Annotated in this window: 24 protein-coding genes and 1 tRNA gene; 6 read left to right on the forward strand and 19 right to left on the reverse strand. The window is 46.9% G+C overall.

The window, feature by feature from the left end:
- Positions 1 to 109, forward strand: a 109-nt coding sequence (locus SOHN41_RS12370; protein WP_037458821.1) for an integrase core domain-containing protein, incomplete at its 5' end; no start/stop codon positions are given.
- Positions 110 to 150: 41 nt separating this feature from the next.
- On the opposite strand, the gene SOHN41_RS12375 is transcribed toward SOHN41_RS12370, so the two are convergent.
- The 9 genes from SOHN41_RS12375 to SOHN41_RS12415 all read right to left on the reverse strand — a co-directional run bounded on the left by SOHN41_RS12375 (position 151) and on the right by SOHN41_RS12415 (position 8248).
- Entirely contained in the window at positions 151 to 696 is a 546-nt protein-coding gene (locus tag SOHN41_RS12375) for a YaeQ family protein (protein WP_007649447.1), read from the reverse strand.
- Between the two features lie 109 nt (positions 697 to 805).
- Entirely contained in the window at positions 806 to 1717 is a 912-nt protein-coding gene (locus SOHN41_RS12380) for a precorrin-2 dehydrogenase/sirohydrochlorin ferrochelatase family protein (protein ID WP_007649448.1), read from the reverse strand.
- 193 nt (positions 1718 to 1910) lie between these two features.
- Complete coding sequence (locus SOHN41_RS12385; protein WP_007649449.1) at positions 1911 to 2228, reverse strand: DUF2007 domain-containing protein; 318 nt, start codon at positions 2226 to 2228, stop codon at positions 1911 to 1913.
- Between the two features lie 236 nt (positions 2229 to 2464).
- Positions 2465 to 3412, reverse strand: coding sequence for a protein translocase subunit SecF (secF, locus tag SOHN41_RS12390; protein ID WP_007649450.1), 948 nt, complete (start codon positions 3410 to 3412; stop codon positions 2465 to 2467).
- Between the two features lie 12 nt (positions 3413 to 3424).
- Positions 3425 to 5275 (reverse strand): protein translocase subunit SecD, encoded by a 1851-nt coding sequence (gene secD, locus SOHN41_RS12395; protein WP_037459023.1) that lies wholly within the window; start codon positions 5273 to 5275, stop codon positions 3425 to 3427.
- Between the two features lie 17 nt (positions 5276 to 5292).
- Positions 5293 to 5625, reverse strand: coding sequence for a preprotein translocase subunit YajC (yajC, locus tag SOHN41_RS12400; protein ID WP_007649452.1), 333 nt, complete (start codon positions 5623 to 5625; stop codon positions 5293 to 5295).
- 26 nt (positions 5626 to 5651) lie between these two features.
- A complete protein-coding gene (gene tgt, locus SOHN41_RS12405; protein WP_007649453.1) occupies positions 5652 to 6776 on the reverse strand; it encodes a tRNA guanosine(34) transglycosylase Tgt in 1125 nt (374 codons plus the stop codon).
- Positions 6777 to 6936: 160 nt separating this feature from the next.
- Positions 6937 to 7974 carry a tRNA preQ1(34) S-adenosylmethionine ribosyltransferase-isomerase QueA gene (gene queA, locus SOHN41_RS12410; RefSeq protein ID WP_007649454.1) on the reverse strand — a complete coding sequence of 346 codons (1038 nt, stop codon included), beginning with the start codon at positions 7972 to 7974 and terminating at the stop codon, positions 6937 to 6939.
- 64 nt (positions 7975 to 8038) lie between these two features.
- A complete protein-coding gene (locus tag SOHN41_RS12415; protein ID WP_007649455.1) occupies positions 8039 to 8248 on the reverse strand; it encodes a hypothetical protein in 210 nt (69 codons plus the stop codon).
- A 199-nt stretch (positions 8249 to 8447) separates the two neighbouring features.
- Between SOHN41_RS12415 and SOHN41_RS12420 the strand changes: the two genes are divergently transcribed.
- The 3 genes from SOHN41_RS12420 (at position 8448) to SOHN41_RS12430 (ending at position 10508) form a co-directional block, all read left to right on the forward strand.
- The gene (locus SOHN41_RS12420) at positions 8448 to 9062 is read left to right on the forward strand and encodes an ACP phosphodiesterase (RefSeq protein WP_037459029.1); all 615 of its coding nucleotides are present in this window, start codon (positions 8448 to 8450) and stop codon (positions 9060 to 9062) included.
- A 135-nt stretch (positions 9063 to 9197) separates the two neighbouring features.
- Entirely contained in the window at positions 9198 to 9752 is a 555-nt protein-coding gene (locus tag SOHN41_RS12425) for a protein disulfide oxidoreductase (RefSeq protein ID WP_007649457.1), read from the forward strand.
- A gap of 84 nt (positions 9753 to 9836) precedes the next feature.
- On the forward strand, positions 9837 to 10508 hold the full coding sequence (locus tag SOHN41_RS12430) for an RluA family pseudouridine synthase (protein ID WP_037459032.1): 672 nt from the start codon (positions 9837 to 9839) through the stop codon (positions 10506 to 10508).
- 57 nt (positions 10509 to 10565) lie between these two features.
- Here SOHN41_RS12430 and SOHN41_RS12435 read toward each other — a convergent pair whose 3' ends face one another.
- Positions 10566 to 11000: a hypothetical protein gene (locus SOHN41_RS12435; protein WP_007649459.1), complete on the reverse strand. Its 435-nt coding sequence runs from the start codon at positions 10998 to 11000 to the stop codon at positions 10566 to 10568.
- A 336-nt stretch (positions 11001 to 11336) separates the two neighbouring features.
- Here SOHN41_RS12435 and SOHN41_RS12440 point away from each other — a divergent pair, with 336 nt between their 5' ends.
- A complete protein-coding gene (locus tag SOHN41_RS12440) occupies positions 11337 to 12716 on the forward strand; it encodes a Gfo/Idh/MocA family oxidoreductase (RefSeq protein ID WP_007649460.1) in 1380 nt (459 codons plus the stop codon).
- A gap of 37 nt (positions 12717 to 12753) precedes the next feature.
- On the opposite strand, the gene SOHN41_RS12445 is transcribed toward SOHN41_RS12440, so the two are convergent.
- From SOHN41_RS12445 to SOHN41_RS12480, 8 genes are all read right to left on the reverse strand, one after another.
- Entirely contained in the window at positions 12754 to 13278 is a 525-nt protein-coding gene (locus tag SOHN41_RS12445) for a CIA30 family protein (protein WP_007649461.1), read from the reverse strand.
- 75 nt (positions 13279 to 13353) lie between these two features.
- Positions 13354 to 14580: a serine/threonine transporter SstT gene (gene sstT / locus SOHN41_RS12450; RefSeq protein WP_007649462.1), complete on the reverse strand. Its 1227-nt coding sequence runs from the start codon at positions 14578 to 14580 to the stop codon at positions 13354 to 13356.
- 162 nt (positions 14581 to 14742) lie between these two features.
- On the reverse strand, positions 14743 to 15642 hold the full coding sequence (locus tag SOHN41_RS12455) for a chemotaxis protein CheV (protein WP_007649464.1): 900 nt from the start codon (positions 15640 to 15642) through the stop codon (positions 14743 to 14745).
- A 91-nt stretch (positions 15643 to 15733) separates the two neighbouring features.
- The gene (locus SOHN41_RS12460) at positions 15734 to 17344 is read right to left on the reverse strand and encodes a phospholipase D family protein (protein ID WP_037459034.1); all 1611 of its coding nucleotides are present in this window, start codon (positions 17342 to 17344) and stop codon (positions 15734 to 15736) included.
- Positions 17345 to 17379: 35 nt separating this feature from the next.
- The gene (locus tag SOHN41_RS12465; protein WP_007649468.1) at positions 17380 to 17850 is read right to left on the reverse strand and encodes a dual specificity protein phosphatase family protein; all 471 of its coding nucleotides are present in this window, start codon (positions 17848 to 17850) and stop codon (positions 17380 to 17382) included.
- Between the two features lie 66 nt (positions 17851 to 17916).
- Positions 17917 to 19200: a DEAD/DEAH box helicase gene (locus tag SOHN41_RS12470; RefSeq protein ID WP_007649469.1), complete on the reverse strand. Its 1284-nt coding sequence runs from the start codon at positions 19198 to 19200 to the stop codon at positions 17917 to 17919.
- Between the two features lie 37 nt (positions 19201 to 19237).
- Positions 19238 to 19804 carry a methylated-DNA--[protein]-cysteine S-methyltransferase gene (locus SOHN41_RS12475; RefSeq protein ID WP_007649471.1) on the reverse strand — a complete coding sequence of 189 codons (567 nt, stop codon included), beginning with the start codon at positions 19802 to 19804 and terminating at the stop codon, positions 19238 to 19240.
- 31 nt (positions 19805 to 19835) lie between these two features.
- Positions 19836 to 21527, reverse strand: a complete 1692-nt coding sequence (locus SOHN41_RS12480; RefSeq protein WP_037459026.1) for a DNA-3-methyladenine glycosylase 2 family protein — start codon at positions 21525 to 21527, stop codon at positions 19836 to 19838.
- 182 nt (positions 21528 to 21709) lie between these two features.
- Between SOHN41_RS12480 and SOHN41_RS12485 the strand changes: the two genes are divergently transcribed.
- Positions 21710 to 23539, forward strand: coding sequence for an ABC transporter ATP-binding protein (locus SOHN41_RS12485; protein WP_007649475.1), 1830 nt, complete (start codon positions 21710 to 21712; stop codon positions 23537 to 23539).
- Between the two features lie 465 nt (positions 23540 to 24004).
- Here the strand turns inward: SOHN41_RS12485 and SOHN41_RS12490 are convergent.
- Positions 24005 to 24080: transfer RNA gene (locus SOHN41_RS12490), tRNA-Glu, on the reverse strand.
- Positions 24081 to 24265: the final 185 nt, after the last annotated feature.

Below are 24265 nucleotides of genomic sequence, written 5' to 3' on the forward strand. Positions count from 1 at the left end.
AAGGGAGGCGAGGAAAATGGTTGCAGAGTCGGTGGCGATATATAATCGCAAACGGCCGCATCTGGCCTTAAAATACAAAACGCCCGATGAAGTACATCAGGCGTTTTAAAGGAAATAAGTGTCAACTTATTTCAGGACTAGACACATACCTTATTCAATATCTTTGAGAATTTCGGGTTCAACCAACACGCTGTTGTTATTATCCGATAGCCAGATTTGCCCTTCACTGATAGATACCTGCAGCGCCATAGTGCGGCTGACCAGTGCCTCCATTGCGGACACCGACTCTTCGGCAATATTCCACACCTTAAGATTTTGATAACGCTCTAATGCTTGCTGATTCTGTTTCCACCAAATGGGCACACTACGGCCGCCATAGGCGAAGAGTTGTACCGCTTTGGCCCGGCCACTGGCTTTTCTGAGCCATTTCTCATCGGCTTGGCCAAACTCAACCCAAAGATCGATCTCGCCGGATAAGGCCTTGTCCCAGAGCTCGGGCTCATCATCGACACACAGACCTTTACTGAATGCTAAGGTTGCGCTGGCATTGATAATAAAAGCGAGTAAACGCACCATCATGCGGCCATCGGTTTCAGATGGATGCTGGGCCAGTGTCAATTGGTGATCCTGATAATAACCACGGTCCATATCGGCGATCTGAAGATTGACCTTAAATACGGTCGCTTTGAGGGCCATAGTAAATCCTGAATATTGAGTAATGCTTGAAATAAGGCTGGGAGTCTACCCCAGACTCGCCCTTAGCTCAAACGAACAATAGGTTATGCAATGAAATGGAATAGTGAGGTTAAATCGCACCGGGGCGCAAATGTTTGGCCATTGGAAAATGGGCTTTTAACTGATTAATTTTGGACGTATCTGCTATTAGTAGCAAACGCATCCCCTGCTCATAGGCCTTACTCACTTCGCTAAGGGAGGGTAATTCTGCACGATTAGCATCTCGGCGCACCAGTTCAGTGAGTTCTGTACTCAATTTATCCTGACTATAAATCCAATCGAGACGCTGCAATAACGGCATGGCGGCAAGTGGCAATAAATCCACTTGGGTTGAATCGTCGAGCAACAAGATTTCGCCGCGACTCACTAGACTATCAAAGGCATTCTGGTAATGCTCTAGGGTACGGTTATCGAAACGGTCGCCATTGGTATCGAAAAAACGCTCCCAAAATAAGCGCCGTGTGGAAATAGAATCGAGCCTCTGCTGTACTTCGACACGCCTATCGGCGACAAAGTCGAACAAAGGTTTAAGGGATTGCGGCAGGCTGGCTTCTAAACGAGAGCGGATAGTGCGGGCAAAGACTGGCGCAGCACCCGCGGTACTGATCGCCACCACTAAACGGCCACGATCGACAATCGAGGGGGTGATAAAGCGGCAAAAAGCAGGATTATCAACCGCGTTCACCCAAATCCCCCGCGCAGTGGCTAGGGTTGCCAGCTCGGCATTGAGGTCATCGTTTGCCGTGGCGAGATACACTAGATCATAATTTTGAATATCGGCGTGGGCCACTTCCCGCACGGATAACAAAATGCGATCCGCATCGGCATAATGTTGAACCTCGGCATTCACTTGTGGTGCGATCACATGGATATTAGCCTCCGTTCGCGTCAAGAGTGCTAACTTACGACTTGCGACATCACCCGCCCCAACGAGCAACACATTGAGATTAACGGTATCAACAAACAAGGGGAAATATTGCATTAATGGGATCCTAAATCCGTCATGATCTTAATCTTGAACAACAGAAGCATATTTTAATCGGGATATCGACTCCCTATGTTCAGTTTAATCATACCGCGATTCATATGCTTAGCCCCAGATAAATGATCTTCAAGCCACTTTCCCCGCATACTGATAACAATCTGAGGTTCATCGGCTCGATAAATAACAGGGCTTAATTATGGCTCTCACTGCGCTCTGAGCTGCACTGCCAGCACAACTCAAAATTACCCTCGTTATGCTCATGGCATTGCACACATTGCCACTGGGGGCTGACCACATCCAATGCACTTAGCTGCGCCTGTGCTTTAGCGAATTGTGACTCACCAACCCATAATTCCACATTGTGCAGATCAGCGGGTAATTCCCCCACACCACCTAATAATGCCTCACCACGTAACTCGACATGAATACCACAGGCTTCTAACAACCCTTTCCATGTGTGGGCCTGCAATAAATTACCACCAGCGACTAAACTCTTACGTTCTTCCATGCGACATCCTACGGCTACAACTCTCTAGAATATGGGGCTGCCGACATCCTACTGCTAAACAGTTGAGTCTGTCGAGCGCTGTTTTTTACGCCAGTTGTTAATCTAATTAACATTTACCTTTTACAGCATTAGTGACTATAACTTTGTGAGTTTGCTAGCAGAATGTTAGATGCGGCTCAAAATGGAGGCAAAAAAAAAGCCACCCTGTCGGTGGCTTTTTAACTCCTATATAACCTTTAAGGCATCATAGGAGGTTGGTCTGCGCCTTCTTTCTCAATCTCAACTGGCATCATATGTTCACGATTGATACCCAGTTTAATAGCCAAGAAGCTCGCCACATAGATAGAAGAATAAGTACCGACGAAAATCCCCATCAGCAATGCTGTCGCAAAGCCATGGATCATAGTTCCGCCCTTAAGGAACAAGGCGATCACCACCACTAAGGTTGTCCCCGTTGTGATAATGGTACGGCTCATGGTTTGAGTAATGGACACGTTAACCACTTCTTCAGGGTCGCTTTTGCGCATCTTGAGGAAGTTTTCACGGATACGGTCAAATACCACGATGGTATCGTTGAGTGAGTAACCCACCACCGTCAGCAAACCCGCCAGTACGGTCAAGTCGAATTCCAGTTGGAATACCGAGAACACCCCTAAAGTCACGATCACGTCGTGGGCCAGTGCCGCCACAGAACCAAATGCTAAGCGCCATTCGAAACGGAATGACACATAGATCATGATACAAATAAGCGCGACCAATACCGCTAAACCGCCTTGCTCTGCTAGCTCTTTACCCACTTGTGGGCCAACGAACTCAACACGCTTCTGCTGTACTTGTGGGTCAACTTTCTGTGCGGCTTCCATCACGGATTTAACCTGCACATCACTCTTCACGCCTTCTTTTACAGATAGACGCACTAATACATCACGGCTCGAACCGAAGTTTTGCACCACGGCGCCATCTAACTCTGGCGTCGTCAGTTGCACACGCAGCACGTTCAAATCAACGGGCTGAGTGAACTTCATTTCAACCACAGTTCCACCAGTGAAATCCAGTCCCCAGTTAATACCTTTGGTCGCCAGAGACACCAACGAACCCAGCACTAACACGGCAGACATGATACTGATAGGCAGTGCGTGGCGGAGGAAGTTTACCGTATTTTTTAAAGATAAAATTTCTAACATTATCGCTTCCCCTTAGATAGACAGCGTCTTCACGCGCTTACCACCCCAAATCGCGTTCACGATTGAGCGAGTACCCACGATTGCGGTAAACATGGAAGTCGCAATACCTATCATCAAGGTCACCGCGAAGCCTTTAACTGCCCCTGTACCTACGGCGAACAAAATGAGCGCAGTGAGGAAAGTGGTGATGTTCGCATCGGCGATGGTGGAGAATGCGTTACCATAACCTTCATGGATGGCCTGCTGTACGCTACGGCCCGCACGTAACTCTTCACGAATACGCTCATAAATCAGCACGTTACCGTCAACTGCCATACCCACAGTCAACACCATGCCCGCAATACCAGGCAGAGTTAACACGGCGCCAGGGATCATAGACATCACCCCCACCACCATAACTAAGTTCATGGTTAAAGCGATGTTGGCAATTAAGCCAAAACCACGGTAGTAAACCAACATAAAGAGTAAGACAACCGCCATACCCCAAATCATGGCTTGCACACCATTTTCGATGTTTTCAGCACCTAAGCTTGGACCTATGGTACGTTCTTCCACGATCGAAACTGGGGCAATTAAGGCACCAGCACGCAATAACAGCGCGAGGTTTTGTGCTTCACCGTGACTTAAGCCAGTAATCACAAAGTTACGGCCTAAACGGGCTTGAATGGTCGCCACAGAAATCACTTCTTGGATTTTCTGCATCTTCACGCTGCCATCGGCATTGCGCTCACCACTGTCCTTATATTCGATAAATAAGGTCGCCATAGGTTTACCTATGTTGTCCTTAGTCACGTTAGAGAAAATGGTTCCGCCTTTTGCATCGAGGTTGATACTTACCTGAGGACGGCTGTACTGGTCAAAGCTAGGTTGTGCGCCAGTGATATGATCCCCAGTCAGCATCACTTCTTTCTTCAATACCACAGTGCCACCTTCGCGGCGCTGATACACTTCAGAACCCGCAGACAGACGACCTGATTGCGCCGCATTAGGATCGGCCTTGTCATCCACCATATGGAACTCAATCGATGCGGTCGCCCCTAAGATTTCCTTGGCGCGAGCGGTATCTTGCACACCTGGCAGCTCAACGATAATGCGCTCGGCGCCTTGACGTTGCACCACTGGCTCTGCCACACCTAACTCGTTAACACGGTTACGGATAGTGGTAATGTTTTGCTGCAGCGCTTCTTCTTTAATCTGCTTAAGATAGGTTTCGCTCATCACGGCTTGCAGGGCAAAATCTTCACCCTTGCTCGCATCAGTGAACACCATATCGTTGCTACGAGATTTCAGGAAACGTTCGGCACTGGCTAAACTTTCAGCGTCACGGAACTTGATCTCGATACCCTGAGCATTATTACGAATGCCAGCATAACGGATTTTTTCTTCACGTAATTGCGCACGAAAATCGGCCACTTTGGCCTCTTCCATCTTGCGGATGGCTTCGCCCATGTCCACTTCCATCAGGAAGTGGACACCGCCGCGAAGGTCGAGACCGAGTTTCATTGGCGAGCCGCCCATAGACTCTAACCACAGCGGTGTCGCAGGTGCGAGGTTGAGTGCCACGGTAAACTTGTCACCTAAACTTTCGGCAATCACTTCTTTTGCCAGTAATTGTTGATCCGCGTTCTGTACGCGAACCAACAATTGACCTTTTTCAAGCTCAGAGCGCTTTACCGCAATGCCCTTACTGGCTAACAGCTCGTTCACTCTGGCTTGGGTAGATGCAGTGACTTCAGCACCTCGAGTCGCCACCACTTGCACCGCATGATCCTCACCAAACAGGTTCGGTACAGCATAGAAACAACCTATGGCGATGACGAGCATCACCATAATGTTTTTCCACATTGGGTATTTATTTAACACGCCTGAGCCCTCTTGGCTTACAACGACTGGATAGAGCCCTTAGGCAATACAGCTGCAATATAGTCTTTTTTGATCGTGATTTGGGTCGTGTCGTTTAAGCTCAGTAACACGTAATCGCTTTCGTCGCTGATTTTTGCAATCTTGCCTAAAATCCCGCCGCTGGTCAGTACTTCGTCACCTTTGCCGAGTGAAGACATTAGGTTTTTGTGCTCTTTAACGCGTTTTGATTGCGGACGGAAAATCATGAAATAGAAAATCAGGCCAAAAATTGCCAGCATGAAAATCAGTTCCATAGTACCGCCACCCTGTGGTGCACCGGCTGCGCTTGCATATGCATTTGAAATAAACATAGTTTTCTCTTCTTATTAGCAAAAAATCAATCAACTAACTCTGGTACTTCACGACCTTGACTGGTATAAAAGTCCTTCACAAAGGCGTCTAATGTACCCGTCTCAATCGCACCGCGCAAACCTTCCATTAACATTTGATAGTATCTCAAGTTGTGAATGGTGTTTAAACGCGCACCCAGAATCTCATTACAACGATCTAAATGGTAAAGGTATGCCCGCGAATAATTTTTACAGGTATAACAATCACACTTAGCATCGAGTGGTGAAGTGTCATCACGATGCCGCGCATTGCGGATCTTAATTACGCCTTCACTGGTAAACAGATGACCGTTGCGGGCATTACGGGTTGGCATCACACAGTCAAACATGTCAATACCGCGGCGCACACCCTCAACTAAATCCTCTGGTTTACCGACCCCCATCAGATAGCGAGGTTTGTCCGCAGGAATTTGTGGGCAGATATGCTCAAGAATGCGGTGCATATCTTCCTTTGGCTCTCCTACGGCCAAACCACCGACGGCATAACCGTCGAAACCTATATCGACTAAGCCTTTTAAGCTTTCGTCGCGTAAATCTTCATACACACCGCCCTGGATAATCCCAAATAATGAATTCGGATTTTCTAGGCGGTCAAACTCGTCACGGGAACGTTTGGCCCAGCGCAGCGACATCTGCATAGACTTGCGTGCTTCATCTTCAGTCGCGGGATATGGCGTACATTCGTCAAAAATCATCACCACATCACTACCCAATGCATCTTGAATTTGCATTGATTTTTCAGGATCTAAGAAGATTTTTTCGCCATTGATTGGCGAGCGGAAATGTACACCTTCTTCAGTAATTTTACGGATATCACCCAAACTGAATACCTGGAAACCACCCGAGTCCGTTAAAATGGGACGCTGCCAGTTCATAAAATCATGTAAGTCACCGTGCTTACGCATGATCTCTTCGCCGGGACGCAGCCATAAATGGAAAGTGTTACCGAGCAGAATATCGGCGCCAGTGGCACGCACTTCTTCTGGTGTCATGCCTTTTACCGTACCGTAAGTACCGACAGGCATAAAGGCTGGGGTTTCCACCGTGCCACGTTCAAAAATCAACCGACCACGGCGTGCGCGGCCGTCGGTAGTATCTAATTCAAATTTCATAATTCACCTCGCCAGATAAACAGTCTGACTACATTTTTAATGGCTAATGCCATTTAGATTAACAGTAGAGATGGGGACAGCCTTAAAAGGTTCAACCTTTGGCTGAAAAAATTACCGCCCAAACTCAATGTGGGCGGCTATTTTAAAACAAAATCTTGGTCTAGTGAGCTTTTTTTGTCACAAACATGGCATCGCCATAGCTAAAGAAGCGATATTTTTGCGTGATGGCGTGTTGATACGCTGTCATCACATGGTCAAAGCCGGCAAAGGCACTGACGAGCATGATCAGCGTCGATTCTGGTAGATGAAAGTTTGTCACCATGGCATCGACAATTTGGAATTGATAACCCGGGTAGATAAAGATATCGGTATCACCGCTAAAGGCTTTAAGCTCACCAAGGCTGGCACGTGCCGCACTCTCTAAGGAACGCACGGATGTCGTACCCACTGCAATAACCCGCTTGCCAGCAGCTTTGGTTTGGGCAATCAAATCCACCACATCCTGTGGCACATTCGCCCACTCGGAATGCATCTTGTGCTCAAGAATGGTATCGACGCGCACGGGTTGAAACGTGCCAGCCCCCACATGCAAGGTCACAAACGCGATATTCACACCCTTGGCCTTTAAGGCTTCAAGCATGGCATCGTCAAAGTGTAGACCCGCCGTTGGCGCCGCAACTGCACCGGGATTTTGGTTATACACCGTTTGATAGCGCTCCTTATCGGCATCCTCATCTGGACGGTCGATATAAGGTGGTAATGGCATATGCCCTACGGCTTCGAGCACTTCTAAAATGGTGAGTTCAGACAGCAGTTCAAGTTCAAACAAAGTATCGTGACGGGCAACCATCTTCATTTGATAGCCACCGTCGAGCAGAATCAACGAATCGGCTTTAGGGGATTTAGAACTGCGAACGTGGGCGAGGATGCGCTTATCATCGAGCATGCGCTCGACCAAAATTTCCAGCTTGCCGCCACTGGCCTTTTGGCCAAACATACGCGCGGGGATCACTCGGGTATTGTTGAACACCATTAAATCGCCGGGATTTATCATTCCCAGCAGATCGGTAAACTGTTTGTCGCCTAACGCGCCAGTATTGCCATCTAAGGTTAACAGACGTGACGCATTACGCTGCGCCATAGGATAGCGAGCGATCAGCTCATCGGGAAGATCGAAGGAAAAGTCTGCAACACGCATGGATTGGCCTCTACATAGCTTAGAACGGCGGCTAGTCTATGGTTAGAGGCCAAGAATATCAAGATTACTTGTTATCCAGATGCACTTCTTGCCCTGAGTCCTGCTCATCTAAGTCCGTCAGGCCTAATGCATCGTCGGTGTCGAACTTAGGTCGATTACGAGCAAAATCATCCAGACTAAAACGGTGTTGTTCATAGGGAATATCGACAAGCACTTTCTTGCGCTTGGAACGCTCGTCTCTACCGAGCATTTTGATGAACCAGTTCCACATCATCCATGATCCTAAAAGGTTGTTGACTTGAGTCCAGATTAACAAGCCATTCAATTCCAGTGTCCACATTGGAATGCTTAGCTATCTGGCTAAATTAATTTGCTCGCTACATATAAAAAAGCAGGCATTTTTGCCTATTACGCTTTCCTAAGCGCGCCTGCACATGATACCGTGGGTAGACGCGATTAACCAAGCACAAAAAATGAACTTTCTTACACACTTACATCTCGCCGATATCAGCAAAACCCATCTCGTCGCTAATCTCGCAGGCAACTATGTTACTGCACCGATTGCCAATGCACCCATGCCATTACGCCAGGGCTTATGGCTAAGTCAGGAAATTAATGCCCTTTGCGCCAGCCATGAACTCACCCAAGAATTGCTTGAGTTATTTCCCGCGCAGTTAAAAATCATAGCAGCGGATCTGATGTATGTAAGCTTCGATCATTATTTAGCCTACTACTGGGAAGAGTATCATCACCTTCCACTGCATGAGTTTAGCCAAAAAGCCTATGAAGAGCTGGCCCAATTTTCCGCACAAACCGATGATTATCATCCACAACGACTCCTTAACCTCTTTGCCGACATGCGCCGCGAGGATTGGTTAAACAGCTATGCCACACCAAAAGGCATACAACAGGCATTAACACAAAGGGCAAAGAATCACCCCCAAAGCGCCTTGTTTAAAGGGGCGGATAAGATTTTAGCCAAGATGCAGATTGAGACAGAAACCGCATTTCGCACCTTTTACCCGCAACTGATGGCCTATACCCGTATTTGGAGTCGCAAGACCCCGAGTGACTACCTGCCTGAATAAGTGACCCGGAATAAGTGACCCGGATGAATGACTAGGCTGGTGATTTAGCCAAACGATCAATCCTTCTTTAAGCCTAAGCAGTTAAGTTAAGCTAACGGCTCTGCTATAACTCATAAAACTTTAGGGTAAAGTACAGTGACACCTGCAAACTCAACGGCAAAACCTGCTCCCCCCAAGGGTTGGAGCCAAAAACTGCGAAGCCCGCGATTTTGGCTCAAACAGCTTAGGGATCTCGCCATCATGGCACTCGTGCTCTATGGTGTAAGTCGCTATTTGCAACGGGATATGGTCACAGGTCAAGCGCCAGCATTAAGCGGTATAGCCATTGATGGTAGTCATCTTGCACTTAATACAACCCAGACTGAGCCCACCTTAGTCTATTTCTGGGGCACTTGGTGTCCTGTGTGTCGAGTCACCTCGCCTATGATTGAAACTGTTGGCCAAGATCATCGGGTTATTTCTGTCGCCGTTGCCTCAGGTAGTGATAGCGAGATCCAGCGTTTTATGGACGAACATGAATATCATTTTCCGGTACTGAACGATGACAGTGGTGAGCAAAGTACTCAGTGGGGCGCGATGGCGTTTCCTGCCATTTATATTATCGATACTCAAGGTAATATTCGTTATGTTACCTCGGGTGTAACGTCTAGCTGGGGCATGAAGTTCAGATTGTGGTTGGCACAGTTTTAATACAGCCGCGGTATCCCTAGGTTGAGAATCTACTGCTTAGTGACTGATATTTTGTTAGTATTAGCGCGCAAAGATGAGGACAAGATGCAGATATTTGATTACCAGCCCCCAGCTATACCCTGGCTAGACATCCGCTATAAAGATAGAGACCTGATTATTATCAATAAACCCTCGGGCTTATTGTCTAATCCGGGTATAGCGGCGCATACCTATGATTGCGCATTAACCCGCTTACAAACCCTTTATCCAGAAACAATTTTAGTTCACAGGTTAGACTGTGCTACCTCGGGTATCATGGTGTTCGCCCGCAATAAAAAGGCCGAATCCCATTTAAAGACTCAGTTTCAAGATAGGCAGAGCAAGAAAACCTATATTGCCGAAGTAATGGGGCATGTGCCGCAGCAACAGGGAGTCATTGAACTGCCCATTGCACCGGATAGTGAGCATCCACCCTATCAGAAAGTACTGCAAACGGGAGAAATAGGTGGCAAGAGCTCTATCACCCATTATCGAGTATTGGAACGCAGAAAAAACAGTACCTTAGTTGAACTTTCGCCGGAAACAGGCCGCACCCATCAGTTACGAGTGCATATGCTTGCCCTTGGGCATCCTATTTTAGGGGATGAGTTTTACGGAAATGCTGAGGTCATAGGCGCTAAGTCGAGGTTATGCCTACACGCCCAAAGTTTATGTTTTAGCCATCCTTATTCCGGCAAGGCCATGTGCTTTTACAGCAAGCATCCTTTTAGTGAATAATACCATGGCATAAACACAAGGGGCCTAGTTAATGCGGCCCCTTGGTAAGCACGAGTTTTAAGCAACCCGCTGATTAAAATCGATGTCAGCCATTAATTTATCGACTTGAAAATAACAGCCCTGTTCATTACAAAATTGTAGTTGTAATGATGCTGTCACCAGAAAGTATTCACCAAAGAAATTGCCGCCCACATCTTCGACTTTGCGACCTTCGGGTATATCAGTCATACGGACTTCATCTAAACTATGGCAACCATCGCTAAACCAGGTTTCTAAAAAATACTTTCCGTCTTCTTTATATAAAGTGATTTTGTCCCCCAATAGAGGACGCTCATCTAACCAACGACCTATAATTTCACGATTTTGCATATCTGTCTCCCGCCAATGAAGGCGACGGCGTTTTTCAATCCCAGACATCCTGATATCCTTATGCAATACCCAATCACCTAAAGTGAAAGTCAGTTGTGGTAGTACATTAAGCATAGAACCCATTTAACGCTTTACTCCCCTGAGCAGCAAATTCCCCCCAATTAACTCAAAATGTAATTTTTTAGTTAATTAAAATTTGCTAAATATTTAAAATATAAAAGATAAATCCCCTTGACCAATTAATCGGCAGTGTAGCTCAATCGAAAAATAAAAACGCGATCTTTATCACTATTTACTTATTGCTAAAGTAAAGATAAATATCTTATATCGCATCTTCTTAATTCATCCTTGCTGAATGAGGTTGTTACATCTTTTATTGTCCACTCGTCTCAGGATTCTGATATAACAAACGGGATATTTATCGCCCTACAAATAATCAAAAAATAATGCAGGAAGCCTATGCACAATATTCATCGCCGCCATTTTCTTAAAGCTGCAGGTGCCGTCACTGCGGGTCTTGTTACAGCCAATATTGCCCTCAATGCCAACGCCAGTAGCGTCGCCCCTAAACCACCAACAGGCAAATCCGTTATTGGACTCATAGCCCCTAAGATGGATGTCGTCCGAGTCGGATTTATCGGTGTCGGCGAGCGGGGGTTTAGCCATGTCGAACAATTTTGTCATTTAGAGGGTGTTGAACTCAAAGCCATTTGCGATACCCACCAGGCGGTACTCGACAGAGCCGTAGATCATATCGTCAAACAAAATCGGCCAAAACCGGCTGTCTATACCGGTATTGACCTGAGTTATCGCGAACTATTAAACCGCGATGATATCGATATTGTGATTATTTCTACCCCGTGGGAATGGCACGCGCCTATGGCGATAGAAACCATGGAGAGTGGCAAACATGCCTTTGTCGAAGTGCCGCTCGCGCTCACCGTTGAGGAATGCTGGCAACTTGTCGATACCGCCGAACGCACTCAGAAAAACTGCATGATGATGGAGAACGTCAACTACGGCCGCGAAGAGCTGATGGTGCTCAACATGGTGCGCCAAGGCGTGTTTGGTGAGTTACTCCACGGTGAAGCCGCTTATATCCACGAGTTGCGTTGGCAGATGAAGGAAATTGACCATAAGACAGGCTCGTGGCGTACCTACTGGCATACCAAACGCAACGGTAATTTGTACCCCACCCACGGTTTAGGGCCAGTGTCCCAGTATATGAACATTAACCGCGGTGACAGATTCGATTATTTAACCTCGATGAGTTCCCCTGCCCTTGGCCGTGCGCTCTATGCTAAACGTGAATTCCCCGCCGATCACGAGCGCAATCAGCTTAAGTATATTAATGGAGATATCAATACTAGCCTGATAAAAACCGTTAAGGGGCGGACCATTATGGTTCAACACGATACCACCACCCCAAGACCTTACAGCCGCCACAATTTGATCCAGGGGACAAATGGTGTGTTTGCAGGTTTTCCCAATCGAATTGCCGTCGAAAATGGTGGCTTTGGTAAGAGTTACCACGAGTGGGATATGGATATGCAAAAGTGGTACGACAAATATGACCATCCGCTGTGGCAACGTATAGGTAAAGAGGCTGAAATCAACGGTGGCCATGGCGGAATGGACTTTGTGATGCTGTGGCGCATGATTTATTGCCTGCGTAACGGCGAGGCTTTAGATCAGGATGTGTACGATGGCGCATCTTGGTCCGTGGTGAATATCTTAAGCGAGCAATCGCTGAATAATCGCAGTAACTCAGTCAACTTCCCTGACTTTACCCGTGGCGCTTGGCAACATGCCGCCCCCTTAGGCATAGTCGGCGCTTAATCCCTAACCACAACGGGGGATAGGTACCTACTTATCCCTAATAACACCCAATCGCCTTTAACTTTAATGAGAAATCACCACTTTGCTGTGCACCTATCACCAGCCCTAAACCCGATAACCTCGTCAAATCGATTGCCACACGGGCAATGGGTTTACCTCGGCATTGGGGAATAAAATGACTGAAGGGTATTTCAATACGCTGCCAGTTCAACGCACTCGTGCCATTAACCCCAAAAGCTTGGTGACTCGGTGCTGGCATGGGAGCCTGATACACAGTGCTCTGCGGAGTGTCCATGTCCTTTAAATTCACTTTGTAATGTTTAGCCCGGCCACCATCGAGTTCAAGGTAAATCCCGGTGAATTCACTCACATTTTTAGGCTCAAACTCACAGCGCACCGAGGCAAACCCGCCCCCATTAGCGAGGGACACATGGCCACTAAAGACACCATAACCTAAGGGGGAAATGGTTAGCTTACTGCGGGATAAGCCGCCCATCACAGTATCGTTGACACTATACCAAGACGTCGCCGCATCTAACGCTTTAAAATCAAAAAGGATCATAACTACTCCTATAAAAAAGCAGCCACCTAAGTGACTGCTCCTATGATACTTTTTCTACACTAATAACAGCACACTTTATCCAAGTTTAGCTTTGTTTTCAGCAGCTTCACAAGCGGCAGCCGTAAAAATCACATCGGTAGAACTGTTCAATGCAGTTTCGGCGGCATCTTGGATAACACCGATAATAAAGCCCACCGCGACCACTTGCATGGCGACATCGTTAGAAATGCCAAACAGGCTACAGGCCAGAGGGATCAGCAATAATGAACCACCCGCTACGCCGGACGCACCACAGGCTGAAATGGCGGCGACAACGCTCAATAATAATGCGGTCAGTAAGTCGACTTGAATGCCTAAGGTATGAGCTGCCGCGAGGGTCAATACGGTAATAGTGATCGCTGCCCCGCCCATATTGATAGTAGCACCTAAGGGAATCGAGACTGAGTAGGTATCTTCATGGAGATTTAACTTCTCACACAGCGCCATATTGACCGGAATATTGGCGGCGCTCGAACGGGTAAAAAAAGCCGTTACACCACTTTCTCGCAGACAACGTAGTACCAATGGGTAGGGATTACGTTTAATTTTCACGTACACAATCAGCGGGTTAACTATGAGTGCAATAATCGCCATGGCACCCAATAACACCGCCAGTAACTTCGCATAACCCGCAATGGCGGCAAAGCCTGTTTCGGCAAATGTCGCGGCAACTAGGCCAAAAATACCGATAGGCGCTAAACGAATAATAAAACGCACCATTTGCGAAATACCATGGCTCACATCGGCAAACACTTGTTTGGTTGAATCGCTCGCATGGTGCAGTGCCAGACCTAAACCCACACCCCAAGCCAAAATACCAATATAGTTGCCCGTCATTAACGCATTAACTGGGTTATCCACCAGTTTAAACAGCAAGGTATTGATCACCTCACCAATTCCCTGTGGTGGACTAGTACCTTCAACACCAGCCACTAAGACTAAATTGGTGGGGAAAATACTACTGAGAATAACGGCGGTGAGTGCGGCGGCAAAAGTTCCCAATAAATAAAGCACGACTATTGGGCGCATATTGGTTTGAGTATTTTTCTTTTGATTGGCAATGGAAGATGCCACTAAGATGAACACGAGAATAGGTGCTATCGCCTTTAACGCACCCACAAATAAACTGCCTAAAAATGCAACTTGCTTCGCCCAGTCCTGTGAAAAGCTGGCTAAGATAATCCCTGCCACTATCCCCACGAGAATTTGCAAAACTAAACTGCCATTAGCCAGCTTAGCTAAAAATGATGATTCTTGTTTCATTACTTAACCTATCGTTATTATATTTCGGTCGAGTGTCCCCAACCCACGCCTTCGGATCTGAGGCCAATAAGGTTTTTATAGGATGTGGCGGAACTTGTCTAGTTTTGCAGGAAAATAAGCGAACTAAATCCCCTCATCCTACAAAAAAACAGACAAAATAATCTACTTAGGCTTTTTTGCCGCCAGTTCGGCACCACGCAACATGGCATCGATAAGCTCATGGGCATCAAACTTAGTTAGCGCTTCATTAGCCCCCACTTGATGGGCTTGGCTGACGCTGATCTCACTGGAAAGTGAGGTATGTAGAATAATATAAGCGTTCGCCGTTTGCGGATTATCGCGCACCTCAAACGCCAACTCATAACCATCGAGTCCAGGCATTTCAATATCGCTCACTAGAATATCAATAGGATGATGTTCGGCCGCAGCCTGTTCCATCATGGCCAGAGCCTCTTTGCCATCGGCGGTGACAAAATAAGGAATATTAATCATATCTAAGGCGTCGGATAACTGCTTACGGGCAACCTTAGAATCATCCACCAGCAGAATATTCATCGGTTTTAATTTTTCACGTTGCACATCGGTCAGGATCGCGCGATTGGCCTGTGGATTATCGGGGAAGATTTTTGATAGCAATAATTCCACATCGAGTAACTGCACCAACTGATCCTCAAAACGCGTCACCCCAGTTAAGAAAGCATTTTTCCCTAGGTTGGCAGAAGGAGCCTCAATATCACGCCAATTACACTCGATAATTTTATCTATGCCACGCACGAGGAAGCCAATGATCATTCGCTGGCAATCGGTAATGATGATATAGCAATGTTTACGCTCTTCATCCGTGATTGGGCGATAGCCGATGGCCGCAGCCATATCGATCACGGGAATGGTATGGCCACGAATCGTCGCCGCGCCCAGAATTGTCGGATGCGATTGGGGAATTTTACTCAGCGGAGTATAGGGCACTAATTCACGCACCTTAAGTGTGCCTAAGGCGAAGACCTGTTTCTGTGATAACCGGAATAATAATAGTCCCTGTGACTGACTTGCCTTGCTTTTCATAAACCTAAATTCTCGTCATCTATTCTGTTTTTATCATAGCGGTTCGTAAAATGAGTTGCGACAGCTAAAACCGCTATTTAGTCACCTTAGCTTATAACTGTGACTCTATTGGCAGTAACCCAAGAAAATCGGCGACAAATACGCGCCAAAATCCGGCGTCTGGCTCACTGTCATAACGCTGTTTAGTGGCATCATCCCACCAGACGAGATCACCTTCCTCCAAGGCGAGTCTATAGGTATTGGTCGTCAGTTTTTCTTCAATATTATGAGTGACATGACGACTAAATTGCGGCTGAGTGATCAGCAGTCCAAGTTCGGTATTGACCGCAGCAGAGCGGGGATCAAAATTAAACGAGCCTACAAATATCTGTTTATTATCAAATACAAATGATTTGGCATGTAGGCTGCTTTTGGAACTCCCCCGCCAGCTATGGGAGCGTTTCCCCGCCTGTGCTTTGACTTCGTATATTTCAACGCCCGCAGCTAACAAGGCTTTGCGATATTGTTTATAGCCCGCATGCACAGCCAGCACATCGGTCGCCGCCAGACTATTGGTGAGTACACGCACCCGCTTGCCCGATTGAGCCAGGATAGTAAGCAGATCGGCCCCCGATTGTGTCGGCACAAAATAAGGCGAGATGATAAACAGCTCAGACTCCACCTGCGTCAGATAAGGTAATAGCTGGCTGAGTAACCAAGTGGTTTTATCGCTTTGGGCTAATTTGTCGGGCGGGTCAACCAGCACTAAGGCTTTACCCCAAAACCAAGTCATATTGTCGCTCTGCAAATTAGCTAATAACTGGCTCTCGGCTAAGCGTTTTACATATTCGCTCGACTTGGACTGCTCGCGCTGCTCGGCAACCCGCAGGGCAAACGCTTCAAGCTCTGCCTGCGTGGGATTATGGTCACTTAACACTTCAATCGGATGGGTCGAGTCGGCATTCCAATATCGGTCAAATTCATCGGACACTTGCGGCACTGCATCGCCCATGGCTAACAGATCAAAGTCACCAAATTCGAGGTCGCGATTCGCCGCAAAATACTCATCGCCAATATTACGCCCACCGACAATGGTCATCACATTGTCCACGGTGAATGACTTATTGTGCATCCTATGGTTTAAGCGACTAAAACCAAACAACATGGCAAGGCCACGGTAATTACGCTCGATGCTTGGATTAAACAGTCGAATACTGATGTTAGGGTGGCGCGCTAGGGCGATTAACTGCTCATCCATATCGGCACTGGTCATATCATCCAACAATAAACGCACTCGCACCCCGCGCTGTGCCGCATCCAATAAAAACCAAGTCAGTAAGCGGCCAGTTTCATCATTGCGATAAATATAATATTGCAGATCGATACTGCTAACGGCGGACTCAATCAACAACAATCGCGCCACAAAGGCATCGACACCATCGCCGAGGGGAAATACTCCCGTTTGCTCCGGATGTTGTTCAAGCGCCCCCTTTACGGTCTGATACAAGATTGAATTCGTGGCTAAGGGATGGGCGGTTTCAATTGATTTTGCGGGTAATTCTGGCATTGAGCTACAACCGTTAATCAATAGGAGCAAGAGCCCCAAAAAGGGAATAGAGAGACGAAATACCATTTGTTGGATAGAAGAAATCAACCCGTTAAACCTTATTTCCTTGGCGACAACGCCACACTTATCATGTGAAGATATCCCTAATATCGTCACCAAATGGTATTCCTTAATGTTATTAATTCAAATAGTTAGTCTTGCAACGCATAGAGCACATCGAAGGCAAATTGATCCCAGCCTTCGGCCGTAAAAGCAATATCACGAATGCTGCGCACTTGGCTTACCGCATGGAGTGGCGCGGCGCCATTCACCATCAGATAATAGGCCATAATCAGTCCAGTGCGATCCTTGCCTGAGCGACAGTGGATAACGACCGGAATATTCTCGGCCTCACATTGGCGAATAAAGCTCAATGCCTTGGGAAGCTGAGCGACACAGATAGTCACATCGCCATCCTGTGGCGGTACATTCCGCGAGAAAGGAATACATTCATACCGTAAACCATGGTGCTTAAAAGTGCCGGGCTCACACCCTTCCCCACCATTAACCGACAGTACCGCGCCAATACCAGCCGACTTCAACTCGGCTAAATCCCAAGGATCTTTATTTGGGCCGCTGCGGCCAGCAATCTTACCTTCAATCAACCAAAATAAATGCTGCATATTGCTCCCACCAATCAGATGACTCGGGGCATAACGATAAACTAAGCATAGCTCGCGCCCAACGATTTAAGACTTTTTGCCCCAAAATTCAACATTGGCAGTCGGTAACTGCTTACGTTTCTTTTTACCTGTACCTTCGGGCTTAGCGACTGGTTTAGTTTGCTCTAACAATGCCGCAGGCATGTCATCATCGGCCTCAAAACCAGCTATCTGCTCACGCTCCAGCTTGAGTTTGTTCTTTTTTTCTATCACGCCAAAGTGGTGATAATCCTCATGGGAAATCAGGGTCACCGCAAGACCCGCTTCACCCGCGCGGCCACTACGGCCGATACGATGCATATAGTCCGCAGGACTCCTTGGCAAATCAAAGTTAATCACCACGGGCAATTTATCGATATCGATACCGCGGGCGGCAATGTCAGTAGCAATTAACACACTGATCTCACCATTTTTAAACCCATCCAGTACGCGGGTGCGCGCACCTTGGGCTTTATCACCATGGAACACCTCGGCACTAATCCCCCGTTTAGACAATTTTTGCGCTAAATGATTACAGGTATTTTTGGCACTCACAAAAATAAGCGCCTGTGACCATTGATGTTCTTTAATCAGATGTGCGAGTAAGGCGGTTTTCATTGGGCGGTTAACGGTAATCACCCGCTGATGAATCGTGCTTTCTTGCTCGCTTTGTAATTGATATTCAAGCGGATCATTAAGCAGTTTTGCCGTTAACTCACGAACTTCTTCAGGGAACGTCGCCGAGAACAACAAAGTTTGTTTCTTGGCGGGCAAAACGGCAAGCACTTGGGCTAACTCTTCAGTAAAACCAAGACTTAACATACGGTCTGCCTCGTCGAGCACTAAGGCACTCACTCGGCTTAACTTTATTGCATTGCTCGATAGCAGATCTAACAATCGGCCCGGCGTCGCCACTAATACGTCGGCCCCCGAACGTAAACTTTGCATCTGCGCATTAACAGAAACGCCACCAAAAGCGGCAACTATCTTAAGTTGACCATTTAAATGTGAGGCATAGGATAAAAAGCTGTCGGCAACCTGCTGGGCGAGTTCCCGCGTGGGCACCAGCACTAAACAACGGACATAAGATCCCGATTTATCCAGTGTTTTAGCTTCAACCAATTGCTGTAGCAGAGGCACGGCAAAGGCCGCGGTTTTACCCGATCCCGTATTGGCGCCCGCTAAGATATCACGCCCCGCCAGTACGGCAGGAATGGTTGCCGCTTGCACTGGCGTGGGGGATACATAAGCTAACTCAGTGAGTCGATTATGGAGCGGCGCAATAATACCGAGTTGGGCAAAGCTTGCCACAGGGGAAAAAGCTTGGGTCATAAAAAATGTAATAGCTCATCAATAACAAATATGGCGGCTATTCTAGCGTAAAACTCGCGCGCTTGCTTGCCGATTCCAGCATTAACAACTGTTGTTTCATCTCAAGCCCATAGGCATAGCCAGTTAATTTACCATTTTTCCCTATTACCCTATGGCATGGCACAATAATGGCGATGGGATTTGCCCCATTGGCCGCACCAACGGCACGCACGGCCTTTGGTCTGCCAATCTGCTCGGCAATGTCGGCATAACTGCAACTCTGGCCATAATCCACATCCAGCAATGCTTGCCAAACCTGTCGTTGAAAATCAGTCCCCTTAGGGGCTAGGGCTAACTTAAATTCAAGGCGCTTACCCGCAAAATATTGTTCAAGCTGCTCCACAGCTTCGCAGATATGGGCTTTAGCTCGATTGACGTCATCTGCAGTGTTATTGGCTAAAGGAATGTCGGTTCGGGACGAACCAACAACGGTTAAATGACTGAGCCCATAGGGATTCGCATTAAGCTGTAAGATGCCGACTGGCGTCACTAATTGCTGCGCTACACAGGGTAAATATGCTGCACTGCTCGGGGCGATATTTAATCGATGTGTTAAATAAGACATAGATAACCTCTTAATGTTAAACGGTATTGGGTCACACTTGATGCCACAATTGGAATGTTAAATAACTGCCCCAAGGGGCTATATCTCGCCCTAACTGCTGACATAGTTGAGGATAATCAACGGTTTTTAAAACATCTTCCCCCGAAGTGTTAACACTATCTTTGTCATAGTGACGTAAATAGTGCGCCAATAACCGCTTTTTAACGATAAGATCCGAATGTAAAAAGATATTGGGATCGCCAAGACCTCGAAGCTTGGCGTAGGCAATTGTCCAAGGGCCAATACCTTTAACGCTTAACCAATCATCGACACTTGCATCGGCGTTATCACAAATAAAAGCCGCTAATGCATTTAATGCCAGTTTACGCGCCCCCGGCATTTTGAGTTCACTCAAGCTCGCCCCACGGATCGTTTCAGGTGTTGGAAATAACCGATATTCTCGGCCATTTAGTTCAAAACGCTCACCATAGGCCTCAACCAATTGATTAAGCAGCTTAGTTGCCTGAACCACTGTCACTTGCTGGCCTAAAATTGCGCGGCAAACCGCCTCAAATAAGGATCCTGCCCCCGGAATACGTAGTCCACTAAACGGCACCAAATTAAGCTGAGATAGCGCCTGTAAATTCTGCTCAATCAACTGCATATCTGCGTCAAGGTCGAGTATACGCCGCACTTCAATAATGAATTGTTGTAACGCCTCTAATGGAGAATCGGCTGTCAACATCACTGTCAGTTTGAATCTGTGCAATGAAGGCTCGTGGGCAATTTGAACAACAGCGCGCATTTTGCCTATGGCAATACAACGACCATATTCAAGGGAAGCAGCCTCACCCTCGCAGGCTATATGCTGCGCTGCATCTGACATTATCCCAGCGCCCTCGTTTAACTTGTCCAGCGGCGTAAACCACTCCATCCCGGCCACGGCGCGCAGCCGGTAAAATGCCAATTGCGCGGACCAATCGAGGGGCGGTCGATAATATTGATATAAAGTGAGCCCATGGGAGAGCGATGACATTGCACTTAAGCAGTTCTCTTCCGTAGTGATGTCAATATCATCCATTTTTGCGGCTTTTTTCAATGATGCTTTTCTTAACTGCGTGGGTGTCAGTTGCAGCCTTTGTTGGAACGCCTCATTAAAGCGGCGAATACTGTTAAATCCCGCTGCAAGTGCCACCTGAGTGATCGGTAATTGGGTTTGATGCAAGAGTTGTTTGGCAAACAACAACTGGCGATAGAGTGCGTATTGTTTAGGTGAAGTACCAAATCCTTCGCTGAAGAGCCTATTGAGGTAGCGACCACTGATCCCCAATTTGTCGGCAAGTTCATCGACCGTTAACGCTTGCTCACCGCAGAGTAAACCAGCATCGATCAATCCAAGCGCCCTATCGAGCGTTGTGCCAGTCCCCTTCCACGGATTGGAACCTGGGGCACTGTCGGGCCGGCAACGCAAACAGGGGCGTAATCCCGCCTGCGCAGCTTTGACTTGGGACTCAAAATAGCGCACATTGTCTTCCTTTGGCGCCACGGCCGGACACACATTTCGGCAATAAATTCCTGTCGTTAACACACCCACAAAAAACTTTCCGTCGAAACGAGGGTCACGACTCAAGCGAGCCTCACGGCAAATGGCAGACGAGAGTTCACCGCGAATAGGCGCCGAATGCGCCTTTAACTGCAACTCACCACTATTTCCATTGCTCTCTATATGCTCTGTTATCTTCATTTCCAGTATGCTCGACAATATTCGCTCACAATTAATCGCTTGTCGGTTACTTTACGTAAATCTACCCTATTGGACTAGCGGAAAACGGAACTGAATCATTTGGCAGCTTTTAGAGCGTGTGCGATCGATATCCTATATGCTAGACACGTCTACTTTTTTATCCTAAATCATAGAGCCAATTCATGTTTAAACGATTCGAATCTTGGGTTGAAGCCCTACCCGATGTTGAGCCCACTAAACCCCCAACAGGCATTTATGCTTTTTGTCGCCATTACACTAAAGGCTATGAGCTGCCATTGATATTAATGTCAGTGCTGACTGCACTACTGGCCATGCTCGAGGTATCACTATTTGGTTTTATGGGCCAATTAGTCGATTGGTTAGTGAACAAAAATCCCCAAACCCTATTCCAAGATGAAGGCACAACCCTGCTGTTAATGGGCGCTATGGTAATGGTAGTCATGCCATTATTAGTGTTATTCCACGCTCTCATCATGCATCAAACCTTGCTTGGCAATTATCCCATGTCCATTCGCTGGCTTGCCCATCGTTATTTACTTAAGCAGAGCGTGTCTTTCTATCAGAATGATTTCGCGGGCCGAATTGCCACTAAAGTGATGCAAACTTCTTTGGCCGTGCGTGAAACCGTGATGAAGCTGCTTGATGTATTGGTTTACATTTTAGTGTATTTCACTTCTATGTTAGTGATGATTGCCAGCGCGGATGTGCGTTTAGTGCTGCCAATGTTAGTGTGGTTAGCGCTCTACATTGGTCTGCAATGGTATTTTGTCCCTAAATTGAAAACGGTTTCCACTGAACAAGCGGATGCTCGTTCAACCATGACAGGACGTATTGTCGATAGCTACACCAATATCACCACAGTGAAACTCTTTGCCCATACGGATAAAGAAGCAGACTATGCCAAGGCGAGCATGTATAGCTTTTTAGATACGGTTTATCGTCAAATGCGCTTAGTGACCGGGATAAGTGTCAGCGTGCAAGTGATTAACTATCTGCTTGCATTCAGTATTGCAGCGGTTTCAATTGCCCTTTGGGTTGATAGTGCCATTACGGTTGGAGCCATCGCTATTGCCGTGAGCTTAGCGCTACGCTTAAACGGTATGTCGCAGTGGATCATGTGGGAGATCAGTTCATTATTTGAAAATATTGGCACTGTCACCGATGGTATGAATACCCTATCGAAAACCACTATTATTCAAGACGCGCCCGATGCTAAAGTACTCAAGGTCACCCAAGGTAAAATTGATTTTAACCAAGTGGACTTCCATTACGGAGAACAAACTGGGGTAATTGATCACCTTAATCTGACGATAAAAGCAGGGGAGAAAGTGGGACTCGTAGGTCGCTCTGGTGCAGGTAAATCGACCTTAGTAAACCTATTAATGCGTTTTTATGATGTTGAACGTGGTCAAATTAGTATTGATGATCAAGATATAAAAACTGTTAAGCAAGATTCTCTGCGTTCACAAATCGGCATGGTGACTCAAGACACTTCACTCTTGCACCGCACCATCCGTGAAAATATTCTCTATGGCAATCCTGCAGCAACCGATGAGCAGTTAAATTGTGCCATCAAACAGGCTCAGGCCCATGATTTTATTAATGAACTCACTGATCCCAACGGTAATCATGGCTTAGAAGCACAGGTCGGCGAACGCGGTGTGAAACTCTCCGGTGGCCAAAGACAACGTATTGCGATTGCACGGGTGCTGTTAAAAAATGCCCCCATTTTACTGCTTGATGAAGCCACATCGGCACTGGATTCCGAAGTCGAAGCCGCAATTCAAGAAAGTTTGTATGAATTAATGCAAGGCAAAACCGTTATCGCCATCGCCCATCGCCTTTCAACCATTGCCGCAATGGATAGACTAATAGTGCTAGATCAAGGTCGTATCGTCGAACAAGGAACCCATCAAGAGCTAATTGCCGCGGGTGGCATCTATGCTCAATTATGGGCCCACCAAACCGGAGGTTTTTTAGGTGTCGAGTAATGCCTAGCTTTTATCGCTTAGCACTTATGCTAACCCATTAATTTAAAAGGCGACTTAGAGTCGCCTTTTCTATACCTATGCAATGAAGCGACACGAATTAAAAATTACTAGGGGATCTCCACCAAGCACCCAATTACGGTGCAGACACTCTTATCTGTGCCGAATCTTATATGATGCATTATTTTCCCTACCTCAATAACATCAGGTAGTTACCTATTACATCAGATAAGGGTAAGACAAGGTGATAAAATGGATTCTTTAGCATAATGCCTAGGACTGGATGCTATTATGCGACTTGTGACTTGTGACTTGTGACTTGTGACTTGTGACTTGTGACTTGTGACTTGTGACTTGTGACTTGTGACTTGTGACTTGTGACAATATAACGAATTTTAGAGACAAAAAAACCACCTTAAGGTGGTTTATTGTTTTCAACTAACATTAGCGATTAATCTTAGTTGATATTGGTATCCCCTAGGGGATTCGAACCCCTGTTACCGCCGTGAAAGGGCGGTGTCCTAGGCCTCTAGACGAAGGGGACACAAGGACATATGTTTTAACTCGTAACCGAGCTTTGTAACAGTTCCACTTCTGTAGGCTAAGAAGTGAAATATTTTGTTCTTACCAAACAACTCGTTAGTCATTTGCTAGGAACCCTATGTGATAAACATAAGTGGTATCCCCTAGGGGATTCGAACCCCTGTTACCGCCGTGAAAGGGCGGTGT

The sequence above is a fragment of the Shewanella sp. HN-41 genome (genome assembly GCF_000217915.1).
Taxonomy (GTDB): domain Bacteria; phylum Pseudomonadota; class Gammaproteobacteria; order Enterobacterales; family Shewanellaceae; genus Shewanella.

Excerpts from the sequence above, each read along its gene's own strand:
- SOHN41_RS12375 (WP_007649447.1), bottom strand. The coding sequence starts at position 696 with ATGGCCCTCAAAGCGACCGTATTTAAGGTCAATCTTCAGATCGCCGAT.
- SOHN41_RS12380 (WP_007649448.1), bottom strand. The coding sequence starts at position 1,717 with ATGCAATATTTCCCCTTGTTTGTTGATACCGTTAATCTCAATGTGTTG.
- SOHN41_RS12385 (WP_007649449.1), bottom strand. The coding sequence starts at position 2,228 with ATGGAAGAACGTAAGAGTTTAGTCGCTGGTGGTAATTTATTGCAGGCC.
- secF (WP_007649450.1), bottom strand. The coding sequence starts at position 3,412 with ATGTTAGAAATTTTATCTTTAAAAAATACGGTAAACTTCCTCCGCCAC.
- yajC (WP_007649452.1), bottom strand. The coding sequence starts at position 5,625 with ATGTTTATTTCAAATGCATATGCAAGCGCAGCCGGTGCACCACAGGGT.
- tgt (WP_007649453.1), bottom strand. The coding sequence starts at position 6,776 with ATGAAATTTGAATTAGATACTACCGACGGCCGCGCACGCCGTGGTCGG.
- queA (WP_007649454.1), bottom strand. The coding sequence starts at position 7,974 with ATGCGTGTTGCAGACTTTTCCTTCGATCTTCCCGATGAGCTGATCGCT.
- SOHN41_RS12415 (WP_007649455.1), bottom strand. The coding sequence starts at position 8,248 with ATGATGTGGAACTGGTTCATCAAAATGCTCGGTAGAGACGAGCGTTCC.
- SOHN41_RS12420 (WP_037459029.1), top strand. The coding sequence starts at position 8,448 with ATGAACTTTCTTACACACTTACATCTCGCCGATATCAGCAAAACCCAT.
- SOHN41_RS12430 (WP_037459032.1), top strand. The coding sequence starts at position 9,837 with ATGCAGATATTTGATTACCAGCCCCCAGCTATACCCTGGCTAGACATC.
- SOHN41_RS12435 (WP_007649459.1), bottom strand. The coding sequence starts at position 11,000 with ATGGGTTCTATGCTTAATGTACTACCACAACTGACTTTCACTTTAGGT.
- SOHN41_RS12440 (WP_007649460.1), top strand. The coding sequence starts at position 11,337 with ATGCACAATATTCATCGCCGCCATTTTCTTAAAGCTGCAGGTGCCGTC.
- SOHN41_RS12445 (WP_007649461.1), bottom strand. The coding sequence starts at position 13,278 with ATGATCCTTTTTGATTTTAAAGCGTTAGATGCGGCGACGTCTTGGTAT.
- sstT (WP_007649462.1), bottom strand. The coding sequence starts at position 14,580 with ATGAAACAAGAATCATCATTTTTAGCTAAGCTGGCTAATGGCAGTTTA.
- SOHN41_RS12455 (WP_007649464.1), bottom strand. The coding sequence starts at position 15,642 with ATGAAAAGCAAGGCAAGTCAGTCACAGGGACTATTATTATTCCGGTTA.
- SOHN41_RS12465 (WP_007649468.1), bottom strand. The coding sequence starts at position 17,850 with ATGCAGCATTTATTTTGGTTGATTGAAGGTAAGATTGCTGGCCGCAGC.
- SOHN41_RS12470 (WP_007649469.1), bottom strand. The coding sequence starts at position 19,200 with ATGACCCAAGCTTTTTCCCCTGTGGCAAGCTTTGCCCAACTCGGTATT.
- SOHN41_RS12475 (WP_007649471.1), bottom strand. The coding sequence starts at position 19,804 with ATGTCTTATTTAACACATCGATTAAATATCGCCCCGAGCAGTGCAGCA.
- SOHN41_RS12480 (WP_037459026.1), bottom strand. The coding sequence starts at position 21,527 with ATGAAGATAACAGAGCATATAGAGAGCAATGGAAATAGTGGTGAGTTG.
- SOHN41_RS12485 (WP_007649475.1), top strand. The coding sequence starts at position 21,710 with ATGTTTAAACGATTCGAATCTTGGGTTGAAGCCCTACCCGATGTTGAG.